Raw genomic sequence first — 20860 nt, forward strand, 5'->3', positions numbered from 1 at the left:
TTGCACCGCCTGCTCCACCGTGCAGTACCCGCTTCACCTATTTCGCTAGCCCTTTTTCCCGCGTCAGACAGGAAGCACCATGTCCCAAACCCAATCGACATCCGCCAATCCGCTCCTCGACTTCTCCGATCTGCCGCGTTTCGGCGAAATCCGGCCCGAACATGTGACACCCGCACTCGACGTGCTGCTCGCCAATGCCAGTGCCGCTGTCGAGCGCGCCAGCGCGCCCGTGACACCCGCTTCATGGGTCGACATCGTCGAGCCCGTCGAACACGCTACCGAGCCGCTCTCGCGTGCATGGGGCGTCGTCGGCCATCTGAACGCGGTCGCCGACACGCCGGAGCTGCGCGCCGCCTACGGCGAGAACCTGCAACGCGTGACCGAGTTCTGGTCGAGCGTCGGGCAGAATCTCGCGCTTTACGAAAAGTACAAGGCGATCGCGGCGAGCGGCGATTTCCCGACGCTCACCGGCGAGCGCCGCAAGATTCTCGATAACGCGTTGCGTGATTTCCGTCTGTCGGGCGCCGAATTGCCCGAAGACCAGAAACCGCATTTCGCCGAACTGCAGGAACGCCAGGCTGCGCTATCGAAGGCGTTTTCGGATCACGTGCTCGACGCGACCAACGCGTACGCCTACGTCGTCACGAACGAAACCGAACTCGCCGGCCTGCCCGAAGACGTGGTCGCCGCAGCGCGCGAAGCCGCCGAACGCGACGGCAAGGAAGGCTGGAAATTCACGCTGCATTTCCCGTCCTACTTCCCCGTGATGCAGTACTCCGAAAACCGCGCAATGCGCGAAGCCATGTACCGCGCGTACGTGACGCGCGCGTCGGAACTCGGCGCCGCGTATGGCAGCGGCAAGCCGGAATGGGACAACACCGCGAACCTCGCCGAGCAGTTGACGCTGCGTGCCGAAGAAGCGCACATGCTCGGCTACCCGAACTTCGCCGAAGTGTCGCTGGCACCGAAGATGGCCGAGTCACCGGCACAGGTGATGGCGTTCCTCGAAGACCTCGCCACGCGCGCACGACCGCACGCCGAACAGGACTGGAAAGAGCTGCGCGAATTCGCCGCCAGCGAGCTCGGCCTGAGCGACCTGCAACCGTGGGACATGACCTTCGCTTCCGAACGCCTGCGTCAGCAGCGTTACGCGTTCTCAGAAAACGAGGTCAAGCAGTACTTCCCTGAAGATGCGGTGTTCAGGGGTCTGTTCAAGGTGATCGAGACGCTGTTCGACGTGCGCATCCGGCCCGACGATGCAACCGTGTGGCATCCGGACGTGCGCTTCTTCCGCGTCGAGAACCAGGACGGCGGCCTCGTCGCGCAGTTCTATCTCGACCTCTATGCACGCGAAGGCAAACGCGGCGGCGCATGGATGGACGACGCACGTGCGCGTCACAAGCTCGCCCACGGCGGCGTGCAAACGCCGGTCGCATACCTCACCTGCAATTTCTCGGCGCCGGTCGGCGGCAAACCGGCGTGCTTCACGCACGACGAAGTGATCACGCTGTTCCATGAAACCGGCCACGGCCTGCATCACATGCTGACGCGCGTCGACGAACTGGGCGTGTCGGGTATCAATGGCGTCGAATGGGATGCGGTCGAACTGCCGTCGCAGTTCATGGAAAATTTCTGCTGGGAATGGGACGTGCTGTCCGACATGACCTCGCACGTCGACACGGCGAAACCGCTGCCGCGTGAGCTGTTCGACAAGATGCTCGCCGCGAAGAACTTCCAGAGCGGGCTCGGTACGGCACGGCAGATCGTGTTCTCGATGTTCGACATGCGCCTGCATACGGACTTCGATCCGGCAGGACCGACCAGCGCAAACGATCTCGCACGCGAAATCAACGAGCGCTTCCACGTGATCCCGCAGGCGTCGTTCTCGCGCTGGCCGAACACGTTCAGCCACATCTTCGCGGGTGGTTATGCGGCGGGCTACTACAGCTACAAGTGGGCCGAAGTGCTGTCCGCCGATGCGTATGCGGCATTCGAGGAAGCCGCGCACGCGTCGAACGGCAGCGTGCTCGATGTGGCGACCGGCACGCGCTATCGCAAGGAGATTCTTGAAGTGGGCGGCAGCCGGCCCGCGATGGAATCGTTCAAGGCATTCCGCGGGCGTGAGCCGGATATCGATGCGCTGCTGCGGCACAACGGGATGGCGCCGGACGCGGCGCATTAAACGAACGTGCGTTGCCGGATTGTGCGGCGAAGCCTGAACCTGACTTCGCTGCACGTATCCTGATCGATCATGAGCCGGAGCCCTGCTTCACGCAGGCACCGGCTTTTTTATCCGCGATGCAACCTGAAATCGACTTCCGCGGGACGTCCTTCGAGGTTTAGCGTCGCGCGAGCCGCGGGCGCGCGGCTCACTATCTTGCCGCGCCGCACGACCGCGAGGCGCGCCGCGCGCAAACGAATGGCTTCGACGGGATCGCGGGCATCGAGCACGACACAATTCGCTTCGCACCCGGGCGCGATGCCATAGCCTTCCAGTCCGAGAATGTGTGCTGCGTTGACCGTCACCGCGTCGAAGCACGCATGCATCGCATCGACGCCGGTCATCTGCGCGACGTGCAACCCCATGTGCGCGACTTCGAGCATGTCACCGGAACCGAGGCTGTACCACGGGTCCATCACGCAATCGTGGCCGAACGCGACCGTGATGCCCGCAGCCATGAGTTCCGGTACGCGCGTCATGCCACGCCGCTTCGGATACGTGTCCGAGCGGCCTTGCAGCGTGATGTTGATCAACGGATTGGCGATCGCCGCGACGCCGGCCTCGCGCATCAATGGCAGCAGCTTGCTGACGTAGTAGTTGTCCATCGAATGCATCGACGTCAGATGCGAACCCGCGACGCGTCCATGCAACCCTAGCCTGTGTGTCTCGGCCGCGAGCGTTTCGATGTGGCGCGACAACGGATCGTCGGATTCGTCGCAATGCATGTCGACGCGCAGCCCCTGCTCCGCTGCGTATTCGCACAACATGCGCACCGACTGTGCGCCATCGGCCATCGTGCGTTCGAAGTGCGGGATGCCGCCCACGACGTCGACACCGAGTGCGATCGCGCGCTTCAGGTTGTCGAAGGCACCGGGGCTGCGCAGCAGGCCGTCCTGCGGAAATGCGACCAGTTGCAGGTCGAGATAGGGCGCGACGCGGCGCTTCACTTCGAGCAGCGCTTCGACAGCCAGCAACCGCCCGTCGCTGATATCGACGTGGCTACGGATCGCAAGCAGCCCGCGCGCGACGGCCCAATCGCAGTACTGGAGCGCACGTTCGACCAGCGCGTCCTGCGTGAGTTGTGGTTTGAGTTCGCCCCATAGCGCAATGCCTTCGAGCAGCGTGCCCGACGCGTTCACGCGCGGCAGACCGTAGGAGAGCGTCGCGTCCATATGGAAATGCGGATCGACGAACGGCGGCGTGACGAGCGAACCGGCCGCGTCGATTTCTTCGGCGGCGACGGCGGCGAGATGCGGTTCGACGGCCACGATACGGCCGGCTTCGATACCGATGTCGACCAGAGTTGCCGCTTTAGCGGTTACTCCGGTCCCATGCCCGGAGGCGCGGTCGACCGAGCCATTCTGCGTTTTATGCGGCCCGGTTCCTCGCGGCAGTACGGCACGACGGATGATCAGATCCATGGGTGTCTCCACATTGTCTGCCTGCGATTCTATCGGCACCAGAAACCACGTGGGTCAAACAGGTTCGCCAGATTCGTCGTTGTCATCATGCTCTTCGGGATGATCTAGCACCTCGGGTTCAGCATCGTGCGCCACATTGTCGTCGAACAGCGCAAACTGCCCAGGCTGCACCGCATCTTCCTCTTCGAGCCTCACACCGACACCAAGCAACCGCACCGCCAGGTTACGACGGGCAAAGCCCTTTTCGAGCAACGCGAGCAGCGTCGGCACATGCGTCGCGTCGCCGACGCATTCGACCGTCGTGCGCTGAAAGTCGGCAAAGCGGATTTTCACGAACAGTTTGCGCACGGCCGGCCCAGCCTGCGCGCGTTCGATCCGCTCATCGAGCAGCGCAGTCAGACGACGCACTTCGTCCGCGCATTCGTCGAGCGTCGTGAGGTCGGTGACATAGGTCGTCTCGACGCTCACGGACTTGCGCTCCTGATCGGCGCGTACCGGCCGTGCATCGATGCCGCGCGACAGCTCGTACAAACGTTTGCCGAACACGCCGAAGCGCAGGTGCAGATCGATCAGCGACCAGGCACGGACGTCGGCGCAGGTGACAAGCCCGAGCTTTTCGAGCTTCGCCGCCGTCACCTTGCCGACGCCGAATATCTTGCGCACCGGCAGCGCGGCAACGAACGCATCGACTTCGTGCGGACGCACGACATGGAGGCCATCGGGCTTGTTCCAGTCAGACGCGATCTTCGCGACGAACTTGTTGGGCGCGACGCCAGCCGATACCGTCACACCGACGGTGTCACGCACGCGCTGGCGGATCTCGCTCGCCATCAACGTCGCACTGCCCTTGCAGCGCGTGGTGTGGGTGACGTCGAGATAGGCTTCGTCGAGCGACAGCGGCTCAACATCGTCGGTGTAGTCGCGATAGATCGCCATGATCTGCCGCGAGGCGATGCGGTATTTCTCCATCGCCGACGGCAGGATTAATAGCTCCGGGCATTTGCGCATGGCGAGTGCGGACGACATCGCCGAATGGATGCCGAAGCGGCGCGCCTCGTAATTGCAGGTGGCGACCACCCCGCGATGCTCCGGCCGCCCGCCGACCGCCAGCGGCCGGCCGCGCAACGACGGATCGTCGCGCATTTCAACCGACGCGTAGAAACAGTCGCAGTCGCAATGAATGATCTTGCGCACGGGCAAAGGTGCGGCTGGGAGAGAGGGGGCATCGGGCGCGTTCAAGATGCCGATACTGTACAAAAACACAGTGATAATTACAAGATCGGCGCGAGGGTCAGAGAAAGTGCAGGTAAATGGAATGCGCTGGACTGGCGTGCGGCTAGCTGGACATCGTTATGCAGCAAGCCGCTGCGAGGAAAAGATCGACGAAAAACAAAAACCGCTGCCCGTGAGAACAGCGGTCTTTCTTACGATGGCCCGTGAATGAGAAACTCGAACCCCCGCCAGATTGGCGGATTAGTCGCTGTTATTGGGCTGGCGACGCTACGCCAGGGGTCGCCAGTGTGTTGTGGCTCCCGGGAATGTTGGTGAGGGACGTCGCGCTATTCGGCAGGCCTGCGTTCTGCGAGCCCGTGCCGCTGTCCGACTTGGCGACGCCGGACGTGCCGTAACCACTTGTCGTTGTATTCGCAGCAGCAGCCGGCGACGTGACGGTCGGCCTCGCCAGCGTGTTGTTCTGTGCATAAGCGCCGCCCGACAGCGCGAGTGCGGCGACGGCCGCGATGAGTGTGCTGGTTGTCTTTTTCATAACCCGTTCCTCCTGGAGTGGACTGGAATATCGACGCAAACGAGCCATTGGTATTTCTTCATGGTGGTCGTTATACGCCGGGCTGATGGCATTCAAACTCGCGCGAATGTTCACGGTAATGCGCGTGAAGCAAACCGCACATCACCGATAGCGCGAAATCGAGCCCATAGCACGCCATGCCAGTTTAGGAGCGCAATTGCCGATAATTAAGCACGTTATTCGCAAGGGTGAATTTCGATTTTTGGGGTTGTTACTAGCAATGAGGCCTAGTTTCGAATCCGCAGTTTCGTACCCATCCCTCCGAAAATCCGTCTCCTTCCTTACACCATGCGTAGCTGCGAAGTAGCTCTCGTCACGAGATCGTCCAGATAGTGCTCCATCGTTTCCAGCGCAACTGCGATGCCCTCCGCGATAGCCAGGCGCCGCTGCGGTTGCAGTTCAACCGACGGCTGAATCACACATTCGCTCCACTCGCGCGCGTGATGTTCATCGCAGGTCAGATGGATGCTGACAAATTCGAGTTCGTGTTCGTTCAAGCCGAGCCTGCGCAGACCCTCGTTCATTCTCTGCATCCGGTGCAGCGCCATTGTTTCGATCATGAAGAGCGCACCAATCAGACACCAGGGGTCGCAGTAGTAGCCGTAGTGAAGAATCAACGTCCGGTCGGCGAGACTCGGGTAGCTGTCGAGCGCAAGTCCATCGCCTGCCCTGGTCTTGAGCGCGAGCATCAAGCGCCGCATCAGATCCGCGTGCGGCACCGGCAGCCTTTCATCGTCGATATTGCGCTGTAGCGCGTCGCGCGCCACATCGCAGACCTGCGCCTCCTTAACACGCTCCACCAATAACAAAAACGACGGGAAGTAGCGGTTCTCCAGCATGAACGTCGCGAACTCGCGCAAGCTCACTTCCGTCGCCAGCCAGTCGTACCACGGGTGACGGTGCGAGCGATGCGCGAGGATCGCGTCGGACCATGCGTCGATCGGAAGGCCCGCAAACAATTCGACGAGCTCCGCGGCCCGCTCGCGTTGCGGCGCCCACCAGTGGCGCAGCGACTGCATGTCCGCATCTGCGAGCCGACCGTCGGCCATGCCCTCGGCACAGCGCTGCAACAATGTTGGATCGAAACCGGTAGTCATGGTGTAGCGCTCCGTTCTGAAGACTTCTAACCCGCCTCGACCGCATCGACCGCCACGCCTGCACGTTTCGCCGCCAGCATCGGCATCGTGAGCATTGTGCTGGCCACGGCCATCAGCAAGAGAGCGGTGAACGTCGGATGATCGATGATGCCTTTGTCGAGCAGGATATTGACGAAGATGATCATGATCAGTGCCTTGGTCTGCAGCAGCCAGCCAATCCGGTAAGCATCGCCACGCGGCCACTTCAGGATCTTGCCGGCAAGCTGCACGCCGAGCAGTTTGCCGACCACCGAGGCAACCAGCAGGACAGCGGCAAGGATCAGCACTGCACCGCCATGCATGTTCCAGCTCGTACGCAGACCGGTGCTCAGAAAGAACACCGGCATGATGGACAGCAGCACACCGTCGCGAAAGAGATCCATCTGCTTTCTGTCGAACCAGTCCGAATCGAGAATCGCGCCCGCGAGAAACGCGCCGACCATGAAATGCAGGCCGGACCAGTCGGCAGCGAGACCACTCGCCGCCAGCCAGACCAGTCCGACATACCAGCGGTCGCGCTCGGGCAATCGCGCCATCAGCTTGCGTATCGCGTAGCCTGCCACCGCGTAGCCAACGAGAAAAACCAGTTGCCGTCCCGCGCGATTCCAGTCCAGCAGGATCAACGCGAGCACGCCCCAGATCGCAACGTCATCGAAACTCGCGTAACGCAGCACACGCTGGCCAAATGGCGAGCGCAGTATTTCCAGCCGGTCGAGGAACAGCACGAGGATCGGCAACGCTGTCACCGCGCACGCCATGCCGATGCCGAAGGTCGCCTGCCATGACTTGCCCGCCACACCGCTCCAGACACCGAGCTTCAGCATGGCGGCCGCAGCGATGCAGCCCAGAAGAAACGGCATGCCGAGCGCCAGCGACGCGGTAACGCTGGTGTCGAGGCGATGCTTCCAGACCTGTTTCAGGTCCAGTTCGATACCGGCAATCCAGACGAAAATCATCACCGCCCACCACGCGATGCCGTTCAGTGCCGCAATCACATGTGGACTGAAAACGACGCTGTAATAGCCGGGAAAAGCGGCCCCGAGCACGCCTGGCCCCAACAGAATGCCGGCGATGATCTGCACGACCACCAGCGGCGCGTACGAGTCGGTCCTGAGGATCCGCCAGACCAGATAGGGAATCGCGAAGATCATCAGCATCGCGAGAAGGAACACGTCTGAGTCGTTCATGAGACTGGCACCGTTTAAGGGTGGGACGTCTTTATGCTTCGCTTCGGGTACTCAACGCGTATCGGCGTGCACCGGACAGCGCGCCGCCTCGAAATGCCGTTGACACAGTCGCAGCCGCCGCGCGTGCCAGACCATCCAGGTGCCCAGCACGAGTTGCAGCAGGCTGCGCCATACGTCTTCCCAGCGATCGCGTAGCGCCATGAACGCCAGCACACCAGCACGCATGCGCGGATGTTCCTCGCCGCCCCTCGCGACGAACAGGCACGGACCGCGATGTGGAATCGAACGGGTATGGGAAGCCGACGAATAGCACGCGAAGCGTTTGAGCAACTCGCGGCCAGCGGCCCGCATGGTCACCATCGCCACAGCCTGGGCCGGACACGGCCGGTTCGCCGTCACACCGAACGGGATGTAAGTCGCGTCCCGCTTCGACAGGCCGTTCCATCGTGTCGGATCGAAGCGTTCCGGATCGTCGAATCCGGTGCGCTGATAGTCGGCGTAGTTGAAGCACAGCACGGAGCCTTGCGAAATCGTCGTGTGATCGTCGACGGCGATATCGGCGGTGGCGATTCTGTGAGCGATGCCGAATAGCGGAAACGCGCGCAACGTCTCGGCGATCACCTGATCGAGGTGGTGATTGTCGTGATCGTTATCGACTAGTGCCTGCTGGACTTCCTCGTGTTGGGCGATCGCGAGGATCAGGTGAGTCATCGCCTCGGACATCTGCACGATGGCCGTATTGAAGAAGACGCCTTGCAGGTACAACGCCTGCTCGTCGATGGAGAGTCCGTCGGGGAGCGGATTCGTCAACTTGCTGGCTTTGATTTTCTCGACCAGGAAAGCCGTCAGTCGCTCGCGTTTTTTCATGTGACGAAGACCGCAGCATTTGAGTGCGGTGACGACGTCGTCGGCGTTGTCGACGATCAGCTTGCGCGCTGCCGGCGTACACAGCTCGCCGAACACCAGTTGATAGTAGAAATCGGCCCACACCGACATCATCAGATTGCGCAAGCGGACCAGCACCATGCTCTTGCCGTTCAGGTCGGCATAGGCGCGTTCGGCACAGCGCGCCGCCAGCTCTTCAGCGTTCACCTTCGGTAGCGCCAGAAACTGACGCGTCGCCCGCGCGACTTCGTCGTAGCGCGCGCCCGCTTCGAGATGCTCCTGATGAATCTCCGGCCCCGGCGACAGCCAGTACCAGAACAGATCGGACAATCCCGCACCCTTGCTGCGGCCATTGGCCGCCGGATGCGAATAGACGTGCATGAACTGCGCGGCGCTAACCGTCGGTCCGGGAACAGCGATGCCCTCCTCGCCGTTGATGCGTACAAAGATGCGCGCCCTCAACGCGAGCACGCGCTGTGGAAGCCACCACGGAATACTGGCGAAAACCGCGAATCCCAACACGATGCCTAGTGCTGCCGCCATGCTTCCTCCCGGCGCTCGAAGCGCAGGAAATCCCGGTTGAGTTCTTTCGGTGAATGACAGCCGCACAGCGCGAGCGTGCGTTCTACTTCGGTACGTAGCATGTGTAGTACCGAAGCGACTCCCTCCGCACCATCGATGGCCAGTCCCCACACGATCGGCCGCCCGATCGCGACCGCCGTCGCTCCCAATGCGAGTGCCTTGACCACGTCGGTGCCGCGCCGGATGCCGCCATCCAGTAACACGGGGACCGCTCCACCCACGGCATCCACGATGTCCGGCAGCAACTCAATCGTCGCGGGCATCGTGTCGAGCTGACGACCGCCGTGGTTAGAGACGATCAAACCATCGACGCCGCATTCGAGTGCCATCCGTGCGTCGGCGGGATGAACTACGCCCTTGAGCAGAATCTTCAGCCCGGTGATCGAGCGTAGCCACTCGACATCCTTCCACGACAGCGCGGTAGAAAACGCAATGCTGCGCACCGGTGTACCTGGTTTTCTATCGGCATCACGCAGGTTCTCGCAATACATGCCTGCAGGTAGATCGGTAAAACCATTGCGAATGTCGCGTTCGCGTCTGCCGAACACCGGTGAATCGACAGTGACTACCAGCGCGGTACAACCGGCTGCTTCGACGCGCCGCACCAGCGACTCCGTGAACGTCCGGTCGGGTTGCAGATAGAGCTGAAACCACAACTTGCCGTTGCCCGCAGCGGCCACGTTCTCGATGGCCTCGGTTGACGCCATCGCTGCGATCAGAATCGTGTCCGCGGTGCGCGCGGCGCGTGCCGTAGCGCATTCGCCGTCCGGATGCGCCAGCCGATGGAATGCAGTAGGCGCGATCAGTACCGGCATCGCGATGCGCTGACCGAACAAGGTGGTGGACAGGTCCGGTTCGCCCGCGCCACGCAGCACGCGCGGAACGAGGCCGATCCGTGCGTAAGCGCTCTCGTTTGCATGGACGGTCAGCTCATCGCCGGCGCCGCCGGAAAAGTAATCGGCAACCGCCGGTTCGAGGCGTCGATTCGCCTCGGCCTCGAGCTCGCGCAATGTCAGCGACTCCATTGGCACGTGTCCTCGCGCTCAGGCGGCCATCTCGGCAGCCGGGCCCAACTCGCGTGCGAAGAACGCCTCGAGCGGATCGCGATGCATCGGCGCAATCCAGTCGTTTTCGAGGTTCTCGGTCACGTGGTGAGTGGCGACCAGTTCTCCGCGACGATAACGACGCACGACCGGATGCAGGTATTGGCCTTCGTGAGAGCGCTCGACGGTGTTTTGCGTAATCCGCCCGACCGTGATGTCGAAAGGATCGACCTTGTCGTGGTCGGGACCGTATTCGAGCGTGATCGCGAAATAGCAATCGGCGGCGGCCAGATCGCTCTGATGCAGATAGTCGACGGATAGATCTTCGTAATAGCGCGCGCCGCCGCCTGGTTGCACGGTGATCACATCGCCGATCACACCGAATTGCTGCCACAGCGCCGACGTGCGATTCACCCGCGCGATCACCGCTTCCATCAACTGATGGGGGTCTTGCGACAGTCCACGGTGCGGCCATTCGACGTCGTGATATTTGCGCTCGAGCATATGATGCAGCGCCCGCACCGCATAGCGAAACCCATGAATGAAGCCGCCCGTCGACTTCTTGAAATCGCGCACCTGCATCAAGGTGCCAGCGAAGTAGAGATCGGGAATATTGGTCGACTCCCATTCGGCGGTCTGCGCCGGGAAGCGATCCTTGATGACTAACTCGGGACGGCAACTGTCGTCGAAGATCGATGAGCCGAAGCGAAAGCCGGTACAGGCGATGACGCGGTCGTAAGGCAGATTCTTCTTCACTTCTCCAGCACGCGAGAAACTGAAGATCACGCTGTATCCGCCGTCGTCGCGTCGATCGATGCGCACGACGTTGCCATCGAGTATCGCGTTCTGCGATTTCAACTGGTACGTGTCGAGCAGATTGTTGTTCACTGCCCGCAGATGCCCCACGTAGTGCGTGCGCCACGCAAAGCGCACCGGGCTCGGGCCCGCCACGTGAATCACCGCGGCGGTTTCCATCAGGTTGTCGGCGGTTTCGAAGGCCGAGTTGCCCTTGCCGATGATCAGCACGCGCTGGTTGACGAAATCGGCGGGATCGACCGAAACGTCGGCGTACTGCTCGACGGTTTCGATACCCGGGATGTCGGTGACGTTGGCTTCCGATACGCCCGTCGCGACGATCAGGCGTTTCGCGCGGTACTCGTGGCCCTTGTCGTCGGTCACGACGAAATCGCCATCGCGGCTGATGCGAGCGACACGCGTGTTGTACCGGATGCGCAACGAAAAGGTCGTCGCAAAGTCGGCGAGATACCGCACCATATCTTTCGATGGTGGGAAATAGCGTGGCGAGTAGCGGGTGAAAAGCAGATCAGGATTGTCGGACAGCAGCGAATTCCAGTCCATCCTGAGATTCAGTTCAGGATCGGCGGTCCCGGTGTGTACCTTGTTGATCGAGATCAACTGTCCGTGCCGCGGATATTGCGTGAAGAAAGTTCCGGGTTGCGCGCCTGCTTCCAGAATCTGGTAGTCCCTGCCCGCCCGCTCGAGGAAATAGCCAAGCTGAAGTCCGGCCGGTCCCGCTCCGATGATCAGATAGTCCATGCATGCCCGCCCAATCGTTGACGTTCATCGATGGCGCCTCTGCCTTTGGTAGCTCGCCTGTGCTGCGAGCTGCCGGCAAAGTGCCGTTAACTGCAAACCCCGGGAAGGTCTTTTTAGTAGCAGCAACGGGTACTTATCGAATCTTTGGATGACTGGCGCAGCAATGATGCTTGTTGCATGTGATGCCTGGCCGCGAGTGGCTCGATCTGTGAGGATCTGCGGATATCGCACTCACTTTTGTGGCGGTGTTTCGATACGAACAGTAGACAAAAACGGGGGATACGAAAAGACGAAAAAAGTCAGTGTAAAAGAATTGGTCGAAGAGTGCTTGCGGGTTGGATAAATCAGCAGGTGATACGTAATTTTTCGAAATGAGAATCCTCTGGTTGGCGCCACCGCCAACGGGGCCCCTATGGTTGAGCGCTTCGGCAAGGTACTTGAACTGTCGCCCGCCGTGCGCATTGGTGTGCTCTGCGGTGTCATGCCAACCGATAAAAAGCCGTGGCTTTACGACGACCGCTGATTGTTCCGTAACCGGCGAGGGCTTCGCCGGTCCAGTGCACGCGCGCGGCGAGGCGGATACCTGTGCAGTGGAGGTGACTACGGGGATCATCTAAAGCAGTTTTCTGAGATGCATATGCCGACTAAGATTGTTTGCCCGATGTGGCGGTAGTAAGCAACCGTCGGCGATTGATACTCGAAAAACCGAACCGGTGATATCAAACATGTCGTCCACATATTACGAAAAGATCCCGTACTACAAGGTGAATAGGATTCTGTGGCGGTGGAAACGATGTGGTGCAGAGAACGGCTGTTGCCCCGTTCCTGATCTAGATATCTCGATGAACAAAGCGCCGCCGCCCCTGCTCACTCAGCCTGCGCCCAAGCCTTCCCCCAAGCCGCCGGTCAAATCGTTGACGCATGTCGACCGGGTGAACAATACATTCGACGGACTGCTGTCGGCGGCGGAAGGCATATCGCGCTTCAAAAAATGGCTTGATGCCCCCGAGCCGCCTAAACCACCCAAGCCCGCCCCCGTCAAAGAGGAAAAACGTCAAGCCGTTCCACCGTTTGACATTCAGGAAATCTCCGGAGCCATGCGCAAGGAGTTTATGCCGATGTCGGCGACGCTGATGGAAAGGTGGTTTGCCGGGGAGCTCAATTGTTCGCCAACCCAGCAAGACGAAGTTAACGGCATCAACCAGAACGGCCAGCCTTATCCGCCGAGCATGATTGACAAGACCACGATCAAGCTCGATTGGGTGCTGAAGCATGCGCGAGCAAAGGCGGCGTATGAGTCGCTCCAGACCTATGAGCGACTCACAACACCACGGGCTATTGAAGCTTTAGGTCATGCCTTGACGCCGCTACGCGCGTCGTACGGGAAAGTGGATGCCTGGGAGCTGAGCGGCCAGGATATCCCCACTCTGCATAAGAAGTTTCAATTCCAGTTAGCAGGTGTCGAGAGCACTTTTGGCCAGAAGCTAGACCAGTTAATCACAAGGGGAAAAAACAACGCCGGAGTGCCTGATGATCTGACCGGCTCGCTCGGCTCGTTCAATTTCTATGCCGCCGTCGGCTACGCGACATTCAACCGCGAAGCCACCCGCGCCACAATCACCAGCATCATTCTCTACGTCAAAGATAACTACACCTTCACCGACAAGGCGGGAGAAATATCTCAATACCTCGGACACTGGAGTCGCGATGGCGTCATCATCGTTCCTACGACCGGCGCGGCAGGATTGGCCGGAATCCCATGGCCGGACTATCCGGTTGCTGTAGGAGATATCCGCGTGCGTGGCAACGTGTATTACCCCGTACGCAATAGCTCGTTCCGAAGATGGCAACGAATCCATGGGCGCGGCGGCGATTTTATCGTCTACTCGGATTACCGCTTCGTGACGCTCCCCCAACCTATCGAGATTGCGTTCCTATGAGTGCGGCAGCAGACGAAGCCGGTATCGGCATGTTGGTGTTAATCGCCACTTTCATCGCTATCTGTATTCTCGCAGTCTCGATTACCCGGTCCGTGTCTTTCATCCTTTCCAGCCGCGACGGGCGAAACGAGCGAGTCAATCAGATCGTAAAGGTTTCAGTTCGACGAACCATTGTCGGTATCTGCGCACTGGCCGCACTCGCGTCGGCGTGGACTTATTGGGAAGGCGCAAGGCTACGCGCACTCGTTAAGCCTACGGATTGCGACAACGCGCAATCTGCGGATGGCCGCTATACGGCGCGCGTCTGTTACCTTGGATCACGAATTGTCTTGCGGCTCTATGAGCGGCAAAGCCAGCAGCTTCTCGCTGAGAGAACTTATGGGAGTTCCGCCGACGATCCCGTGCGGCTTTATTGGAAGCCCGATGAGCTGCGTTACGAGGACGGTGCCGATTTAGGAACGATTCACCTACCGCCATCTCTATATGACCGACTGCTAGCCAAACTGCCCTAGCGCTGTGGCTTCCGTTTTGCGTTGGCGGAGGGCAACCTGGTTAGAAGCCGAAAGACAAAAAGCCCACTTGTGAGCTGACCCCGTAAAGTTGGACAGTTTAAGGCTAGGACGGTGAGGGCCGCTTTCATGTTTCCACATCGGAGCGACGTTTACTCAACGCGATGCCGAGGTCGCGACGAAGCATAACCGCGGCCATCGTTATACATGTGCGTTCCGCGCGCATTTGATTTCGCCGCCAATCATGTTGCCCCTCAGGCGGCAACGTTCCCGTTGCTGCCGGTGTTACAACGTCGCGCCCTTGAGAAAACACGGGGCACATCGAGTAGCTACAAATAAGCGTTGCGCTCAATAATAAATGTAGCTACAATTAATCATATGGACATCACTTTTGACCAGGATAAAAACCTATCGAACGTTGAAAAACACGGCGTCTGGCTTAACGCCGCCGCGTTACTCGACTGGTCTTCAGTGATGGCTTATGTTGATACGCGCCGCGACTACAGAGAAATACGTGAGGTGGGTTTCGGCATCATTGAGAATCGCCTTTACTGCATCGTGTTCACGCAGCGTGGCAACACGATGCACATCATCAGCATGCGAAAGGCGAATAAGCGCGAGGTAAAGAGCTATGTCGAGCAAACGTAAGATCGTCATGCCGACGGACGAAGAAGATGCAGCCATCAATCGCGGCATTGCCGCAGATCCCGATACCTACGAAGTGTCAGCGGAAGACTTCAAGAAGATGAAGCCGTTAGGTGCACGCGGTCGACCTCGGCTTGAAACGCCGAAGGTTCTATTGTCCGTTCGCTACGATGCGGACATCGTCGAGACGTTCAAGGCGACCGGTGATGGTTGGCAAACCAGAATGAACGATGCGCTACGTGACTGGTTGAAGGATCACCAACCGGCTTGAGCGCGTCGGATCAGCAGCGTTCGATGAATTGAAGGCGCCGCGAATGTAATGCGCGGCTATCTATTTCACGACGTCAAGATAGCTGCACAGCGAGATGCAGATGATCGTCGATGGAGCGAACGTCTGTGCCGAATACGAGCGTGCCGCCCAGCGATCGTTAGTCGCATCAGGCGGCACGCTTTTCATTTGGTTGCGGGGACAGGATTTGAACCTGTGACCTTCGGGTTATGAGCCCGACGAGCTGCCAGACTGCTCCACCCCGCGTCAGAGGAAGCGAATTGTACTGAGGCATGTGGCACGCGTCAAACGAATCCGTCAGTTATTTTCGTGCTCGATGTGGCGGGGACGAATAAATGCGAGCGCACCAATCGACATCCAGCGCGTGAGATATGTCCAGAGTTCGCGGTAAGATTCGGGCACGCCAGATCCAGATTAGGAAGCGCCGATGAAAATCGCCACGTGGAACGTCAACTCCCTGAAAGTCCGCCAGCAACACGTACTCGACTGGCTCGAAACGAGCCAGACCGACGTCCTGTGCCTGCAGGAACTCAAGATGCCCGACGAGAAATTCCCGCGCGCCGAGTTCGAAGCAAAGGGCTATCGCAGCTGGTTCGCGGGACAGAAGACCTATAACGGTGTGGCCATTCTCGTGCGCGATGGTTTGAACGTCGACGACGTGAGCGTCGTGCGCAACATCCCTGGTTTCGAAGACCCGCAGCAACGCGTGATCGCCGCGACCGTCGAAGGTGCGCGCGTGATCTCCGCGTATTTTCCGAATGGTCAGGCGCCGGGCACGGAGAAGTTTGCGTACAAGCTGAGCTGGCTCGCAGCACTGCACACGTGGCTCGCTCAGGAACTCGCGCAGTATCCGAAGCTCGCGCTGCTCGGCGACTACAACATCGCCCCCGATGATCGCGACGTACACGATCCGCAAGCATGGGAAGGACAGAATCTGGTCTCGCCCGAAGAGCGCGCCGCGTTCGTTGGGCTCATCGAGCTCGGACTCGTCGACGCGTTTCGTCTGTTCGACCAGCCCGACAAGGCATTCTCGTGGTGGGATTACCGGATGCTCGCGTTCCGCCGCAACGCGGGGCTGCGCATCGATCACATCCTGCTATCGAAGCCGCTCGCCGCGGTCTGCACGTTCTGCGACATCGACAAGACGCCGCGCAAGTGGGACCAGCCTTCCGATCACACGCCGGTAGTCGCGCAGATCGACTAGACGCAGAAGCCGCTAACGGGTCCATCGCGACCCGCGCCGCGTCCGCATGCGCGAGCGACGTGCACAACGCAGTGCACGCGCACGCCGCCGCAAACATCACGGCTCGAGATGCAGTTCCTGAATCTTGCGCGTAATCGTATTGCGGCCGATACCAAGCCGTTCGGCCGCTTCGACTTTACGACCGCGCGTGAAATCGAGCGCTTCGCGAATCACTGCTGCTTCGAACCGGCGTGACAGTTCGTCCATCACATCGGCGGAATTCTCGCGCAGCATTCTCGCCACTTCCGTGCGCAAGCCGTTTTCCCATACGCTAACCGGCGTCGTCGCGGATACCGTCCCCGCCACACCGCCCATCAACGGCACACCGCCCAAGCCGTTCGTCGAAATCGCGGGCGACCCGATGCCGCCCGCAGCACCACCCGTCACATCCCCGCCGATCAACCCACTGCTCTCGATACTGCCCGCGTGCCCCGGCACGAGATCGGGCGGCAGATCCTTGATCTCGATCGTCTGCGCGGGCGCCATCACGGTCAGCCAGTTCGCGAGATTCTCGAGCTGCCGCACATTGCCTGGAAACGTTAGCGACGTGAGGTAAGCCAAAGCTTCGTCGGAAACGCGCTTCGGTTCGACGCCGAGATCGCGCGCGCTCTTCTGCAGAAAGTGTCGCGTGAGCAATGGGATGTCTTCGTTGCGTTCGCGCAGCGCCGGCAGACGCAAACGGATCACGTTGAGCCGGTGATACAGATCCTCGCGAAACAGCCCCTGACGTACGCGCGATTCCAGATTCTGGTGCGTGGCCGCGATCACGCGCACGTTCGCGCGCAGCGGGTTATGGCCGCCGACCCGATAGAACTGCCCGTCGGACAGCACGCGCAAGAGGCGCGTCTGCAGATCGAACGGCATGTCGCCGATTTCATCGAGAAACAGCGTGCCGTTTTCCGCCTGCTCGAAGCGACCCTGGCGCATCGCCTGCGCACCGGTGAACGCGCCGCGCTCATGACCGAACAGTTCGGACTCGAGCAGATCCTTCGGAATCGCCGCGGTATTCAGCGCGATGAACGGTCCGTTCGCGCGCGGGCTATGGCGATGCAACGCGCGTGCAACGAGCTCCTTGCCGCTACCCGACTCCCCGGTGATCAGCACAGTCGCCGCCGAGTGCGACAGGCGGCCGATTGCGCGAAACATGTCCTGCATTGCCGGTGCCTGGCCGAGCATCTCGGGCGCGTCGGCGACACGTTCATCCCAGGTCTGTTCGCCGCGCATGCTCTCGTCGACGGCGCGGCGGATCAGTTCGACCGCCTTGTCGACATCGAACGGTTTGGCCAGATACTCAAACGCGCCGCCCTGAAAAGCCGCGACCGCACTGTCGAGATCGGAGAACGCGGTCATGATGATGACGGGCAGCCCCGGCACCTTCTCCCGCACGGTCTGCAACAGTTCGAGCCCCGAGCCGCCAGGCATGCGGATATCGGAAACCAGCACCTGTGGGCTATCGTGATCGAGCGCACCCGCGGCTTCGCGGACGTTGGCGAAACTACGCGTCGCGAAGTTCTCGCGGGCGAGTGCTTTTTCGAGCACCCAGCGTATCGATTGATCGTCGTCTACTATCCAGATCGGCTTCATATAGGTCGGTCAGAAGTCTTGAGAGGCGTTGGTTCTAGCAGTCGAGCGGCAGCAGAATCTGAAACTCGGTGTGCCCCGGGCGGCTCTCCACTTCGATCAGTCCATCGTGCTGCTGCACGAAGGTCTGCGCCAGTGTGAGACCAAGACCGCTGCCGTCTTCGCGCCCAGAAACGAGCGGGTAGAAGATACGGTCGCGAATCTCATTCGGAATGCCTGGGCCGTTGTCGATGATATGCAAGTCCAGTGCCAGCTTGCACAGACGTTTTGCAACGGTCACCTTGCGTGCAATACGCGTGCGCAACTCGATACGCGCGTCGCCTTGCGAAATCCGTTCGCGCAGCGCTTCCGCTGCGTTACGCACGATGTTCAGCAGCGCCTGGATCAGTTGTTCCTTGTCGCCGCGCAGATCGGGCACGCTCACGTCGTAGTCGCGCTCGATCGTGAGGCCGCGTGGGAACTCGGCCATGATCACCGCGCGCACGCGCTCGCACACTTCGTGAATGTTCACGTCGCCAACCACATGTGGATGACGGTGCGGCTCAAGCAGTCGGTCCACGAGCGTCTGCAGCCGGTCCGATTCCTTGATGATCACCTGCGTGTATTCGCGCAGTTCGTCGCGCTCGCGCGCGCCGAGTTCGAATTCGAGTAACTGCGCCGCCCCGCGAATCCCGCCGAGCGGATTCTTGATTTCGTGCGCAAGGTTGCGGATCAACTGCTTGTTGACCGCGGTCAGATCGTGAATGCGCTCTTCGCGATCCGAGCGCATATGGCGCTCGTTTTCGAAGAGTTCGAGCAGCACGTAGTCGGGTGCGCTTTCGAGAAAACCAACTATCGCATGCACATGCAGCGGCTCGTGTGCGGTGCGTTCGAGCACCGCGTCGAGATGCGTCGCATGAAAACGTTGCGCCGCGATCGATGCGATCGTCGCGACCAGTTCATCGGCGTTCGTGAAAATATCGGGCCATGCCATCTGCCTCAACTGTCGCCGCGACAGTTCGAGCATCGCTTCCGCGGATGGATTCGCAAACGCCACCCGCAGCGTGCGCTTCTCGAGCACGAGCACGACGGTCGGCAACGCCTCGAAACCCGTCAGCAGGCCGGAGTCGACGAGTTGCGGGTCGTCGGACAGCGCCTCCGCATGTCCCTTTCTCGCCTTGATCAGATTCTTCAGAACCATCGTTCAGTCTGGCCGGTATGAGACAGTGTTGTGACTAGATGAAGCAACTGCATAGAGCAACTGCATAGAGCAACTGCATAGAGCAACTGCGTGAAGCAATACCACTCGCGTGGCCGAAAAAAAAGGACGGCGCCGCCGTCCCTTCGTCACCGATCGCGAGCGTCGGGCGCGCGCTTCGCTTGCGTAGCAGGCGAAGCGCCATCGCCGCTTACAGCGAGTAGTACAGTTCGAACTCGACCGGGTGCGTGGTCATGCGCACGCGTTGCAGTTCGGCTTCCTTCAGACCCAGGTACGCATCGATCATCGCGTCGGTGAACACACCGCCGCGCGTCAGGAACTCGCGATCCTTGTCGAGTGCTTCGAGCGCCTGATCGAGGCCGGCACACACGGTCGGGATCTTTGCATCCTCTTCCGGCGGCAGGTCGTACAGGTTCTTGTCGGCAGCTTCGCCCGGGTGAATCTTGTTCTGCACGCCGTCCAGACCGGCCATCAGCAGCGCCGAGAAGCACAGGTACGGATTCGCCATCGGATCCGGGAAGCGCGTTTCGATACGGCGGCCCTTCGGGCTCGACACGTGCGGAATGCGGATCGATGCCGAACGGTTGCGCGCCGAGTAGGCGAGCTTCACCGGTGCTTCGAAGTGCGGCACGAGACGCTTGTACGAGTTGGTCGTCGGGTTCGTGATCGCGTTCAGCGCGCGAGCATGCTTGATGATGCCGCCGATGTAGAACAGCGCGAATTCCGACAGGCCGGCGTAGCCGTTGCCTGCGAACAGGTTCTGGCCGTCCTTCCACACCGACTGGTGCACGTGCATGCCCGAACCGTTGTCGCCGACGATCGGCTTCGGCATGAACGTCGCCGTCTTGCCATACGTGTGCGCAACGTTGTGGACGATGTACTTCAGTTGCTGCGTCCAGTCGGCGCGCTGCACGAGCGTCGAGAACTTGGTGCCGATTTCGTTCTGGCCTTGACCGGCCACTTCGTGGTGGTGCACCTCGACCGGAATGCCGATCTGCTCGAGCAGCAGACACATTTCCGAGCGGATGTCCTGGAACGAATCGACCGGTGCGACCGGGAAGTAACCGCCCTTCACGCCAGGACGGTGACCCGTGTTGCCGCCTTCGAATTCTTTCGCCGACGACCACGGTGCTTCTTCCGAACCGATCTTCACGAAGCTGCCCGACATGTCCGTGTTCCACTGGACCGAGTCGAAGATGAAGAATTCAGGTTCCGGACCGAAGTACGCGGTGTCGCCGAGACCCGAGCTCTTCAGGTACGCTTCAGCGCGCTTCGCGAGCGAGCGCGGATCGCGTTCGTAGCCCTTGCCGTCTGCCGGCTCGACGACGTCGCAGGTCAGCACGAGCGTCGATTCTTCGTAGAACGGGTCGATGAACGCAGTGTCGGCGTCCGGCACCAGCAGCATGTCCGAAGCCTCGATGCCCTTCCAGCCGGCAATCGACGAACCGTCAAACGCATGGCCACTTTCGAATTTGTCTTCATCGAATGCCGACACCGGCACCGAAACGTGTTGCTCTTTGCCGCGCGTGTCGGTGAAACGAAAGTCGACAAACTTGACGTCTTCGTCTTTGACGATTTGCATGACGTCGGCCACGGATTTACTCATAACCTATCTCCTG

Annotated in this window: 17 protein-coding genes and 1 tRNA gene; 6 read left to right on the forward strand and 12 right to left on the reverse strand. The window is 60.5% G+C overall.

Annotated features, from left to right (window positions below):
- The first annotated feature begins 79 nt into the window (after positions 1–79).
- The gene (locus tag BWP39_RS02685) at positions 80–2182 is read left to right on the forward strand and encodes a M3 family metallopeptidase (RefSeq protein ID WP_096716833.1); all 2103 of its coding nucleotides are present in this window, start codon (positions 80–82) and stop codon (positions 2180–2182) included.
- Positions 2183–2289: 107 nt separating this feature from the next.
- On the opposite strand, the gene BWP39_RS02690 is transcribed toward BWP39_RS02685, so the two are convergent.
- The 8 genes from BWP39_RS02690 to BWP39_RS02725 form a co-directional block, all read right to left on the reverse strand.
- Entirely contained in the window at positions 2290–3642 is a 1353-nt protein-coding gene (locus BWP39_RS02690) for an amidohydrolase family protein (protein WP_096716834.1), read from the reverse strand.
- Between the two features lie 54 nt (positions 3643–3696).
- Positions 3697–4905, reverse strand: coding sequence for a DNA polymerase IV (dinB, locus tag BWP39_RS02695; protein WP_096716835.1), 1209 nt, complete (start codon positions 4903–4905; stop codon positions 3697–3699).
- 220 nt (positions 4906–5125) lie between these two features.
- The gene (locus BWP39_RS02700; protein WP_096716836.1) at positions 5126–5407 is read right to left on the reverse strand and encodes a hypothetical protein; all 282 of its coding nucleotides are present in this window, start codon (positions 5405–5407) and stop codon (positions 5126–5128) included.
- A 320-nt stretch (positions 5408–5727) separates the two neighbouring features.
- Positions 5728–6543 (reverse strand): iron-containing redox enzyme family protein, encoded by an 816-nt coding sequence (locus BWP39_RS02705; protein ID WP_096716837.1) that lies wholly within the window; start codon positions 6541–6543, stop codon positions 5728–5730.
- A gap of 26 nt (positions 6544–6569) precedes the next feature.
- Positions 6570–7769: a cation:proton antiporter gene (locus BWP39_RS02710; RefSeq protein ID WP_096716838.1), complete on the reverse strand. Its 1200-nt coding sequence runs from the start codon at positions 7767–7769 to the stop codon at positions 6570–6572.
- 51 nt (positions 7770–7820) lie between these two features.
- Positions 7821–9197 (reverse strand): cytochrome P450, encoded by a 1377-nt coding sequence (locus BWP39_RS02715; RefSeq protein WP_096716839.1) that lies wholly within the window; start codon positions 9195–9197, stop codon positions 7821–7823.
- Positions 9182–10261, reverse strand: coding sequence for an alpha-hydroxy acid oxidase (locus tag BWP39_RS02720; protein WP_096716840.1), 1080 nt, complete (start codon positions 10259–10261; stop codon positions 9182–9184). Before BWP39_RS02720 ends, BWP39_RS02715 begins: the two co-directional genes overlap by 16 nt.
- Before the next feature lie 18 nt (positions 10262–10279).
- Positions 10280–11836, reverse strand: coding sequence for an NAD(P)-binding domain-containing protein (locus BWP39_RS02725; RefSeq protein ID WP_096716841.1), 1557 nt, complete (start codon positions 11834–11836; stop codon positions 10280–10282).
- 842 nt (positions 11837–12678) lie between these two features.
- Here BWP39_RS02725 and BWP39_RS02730 point away from each other — a divergent pair.
- From BWP39_RS02730 to BWP39_RS02745, 4 genes are all read left to right on the forward strand, one after another.
- Positions 12679–13776 (forward strand): DUF6402 family protein, encoded by a 1098-nt coding sequence (locus tag BWP39_RS02730; RefSeq protein WP_207556563.1) that lies wholly within the window; start codon positions 12679–12681, stop codon positions 13774–13776.
- A complete protein-coding gene (locus BWP39_RS02735; protein WP_096716843.1) occupies positions 13773–14288 on the forward strand; it encodes a hypothetical protein in 516 nt (171 codons plus the stop codon). Before BWP39_RS02730 ends, BWP39_RS02735 begins: the two co-directional genes overlap by 4 nt.
- Positions 14289–14663: 375 nt before the next feature.
- Complete coding sequence (locus tag BWP39_RS02740) at positions 14664–14933, forward strand: BrnT family toxin (RefSeq protein WP_096716844.1); 270 nt, start codon at positions 14664–14666, stop codon at positions 14931–14933.
- Positions 14917–15201, forward strand: coding sequence for a BrnA antitoxin family protein (locus BWP39_RS02745; RefSeq protein ID WP_096716845.1), 285 nt, complete (start codon positions 14917–14919; stop codon positions 15199–15201). The genes BWP39_RS02740 and BWP39_RS02745 overlap by 17 nt, the downstream gene beginning before the upstream one ends.
- 187 nt (positions 15202–15388) lie before the next feature.
- Here the strand turns inward: BWP39_RS02745 and BWP39_RS02750 are convergent.
- Positions 15389–15465 (reverse strand) — tRNA-Met (locus BWP39_RS02750).
- A gap of 181 nt (positions 15466–15646) precedes the next feature.
- Between BWP39_RS02750 and xth the strand changes: the two genes are divergently transcribed.
- Positions 15647–16423 carry an exodeoxyribonuclease III gene (xth, locus tag BWP39_RS02755; RefSeq protein ID WP_096716846.1) on the forward strand — a complete coding sequence of 259 codons (777 nt, stop codon included), beginning with the start codon at positions 15647–15649 and terminating at the stop codon, positions 16421–16423.
- Positions 16424–16519: 96 nt separating this feature from the next.
- Here xth and ntrC read toward each other — a convergent pair whose 3' ends face one another.
- The 3 genes from ntrC to glnA all read right to left on the reverse strand — a co-directional run bounded on the left by ntrC (position 16520) and on the right by glnA (position 20847).
- Positions 16520–18046: a nitrogen regulation protein NR(I) gene (gene ntrC / locus BWP39_RS02760; protein ID WP_096716847.1), complete on the reverse strand. Its 1527-nt coding sequence runs from the start codon at positions 18044–18046 to the stop codon at positions 16520–16522.
- Between the two features lie 34 nt (positions 18047–18080).
- Entirely contained in the window at positions 18081–19223 is a 1143-nt protein-coding gene (gene glnL, locus BWP39_RS02765) for a nitrogen regulation protein NR(II) (RefSeq protein ID WP_091014387.1), read from the reverse strand.
- Positions 19224–19431: 208 nt separating this feature from the next.
- The gene (gene glnA / locus BWP39_RS02770) at positions 19432–20847 is read right to left on the reverse strand and encodes a type I glutamate--ammonia ligase (RefSeq protein WP_091014389.1); all 1416 of its coding nucleotides are present in this window, start codon (positions 20845–20847) and stop codon (positions 19432–19434) included.
- Positions 20848–20860: the final 13 nt, after the last annotated feature.

This window comes from Paraburkholderia acidicola (genome assembly GCF_002362315.1).
GTDB classification, from domain to species: Bacteria; Pseudomonadota; Gammaproteobacteria; order Burkholderiales; family Burkholderiaceae; genus Paraburkholderia; species Paraburkholderia acidicola.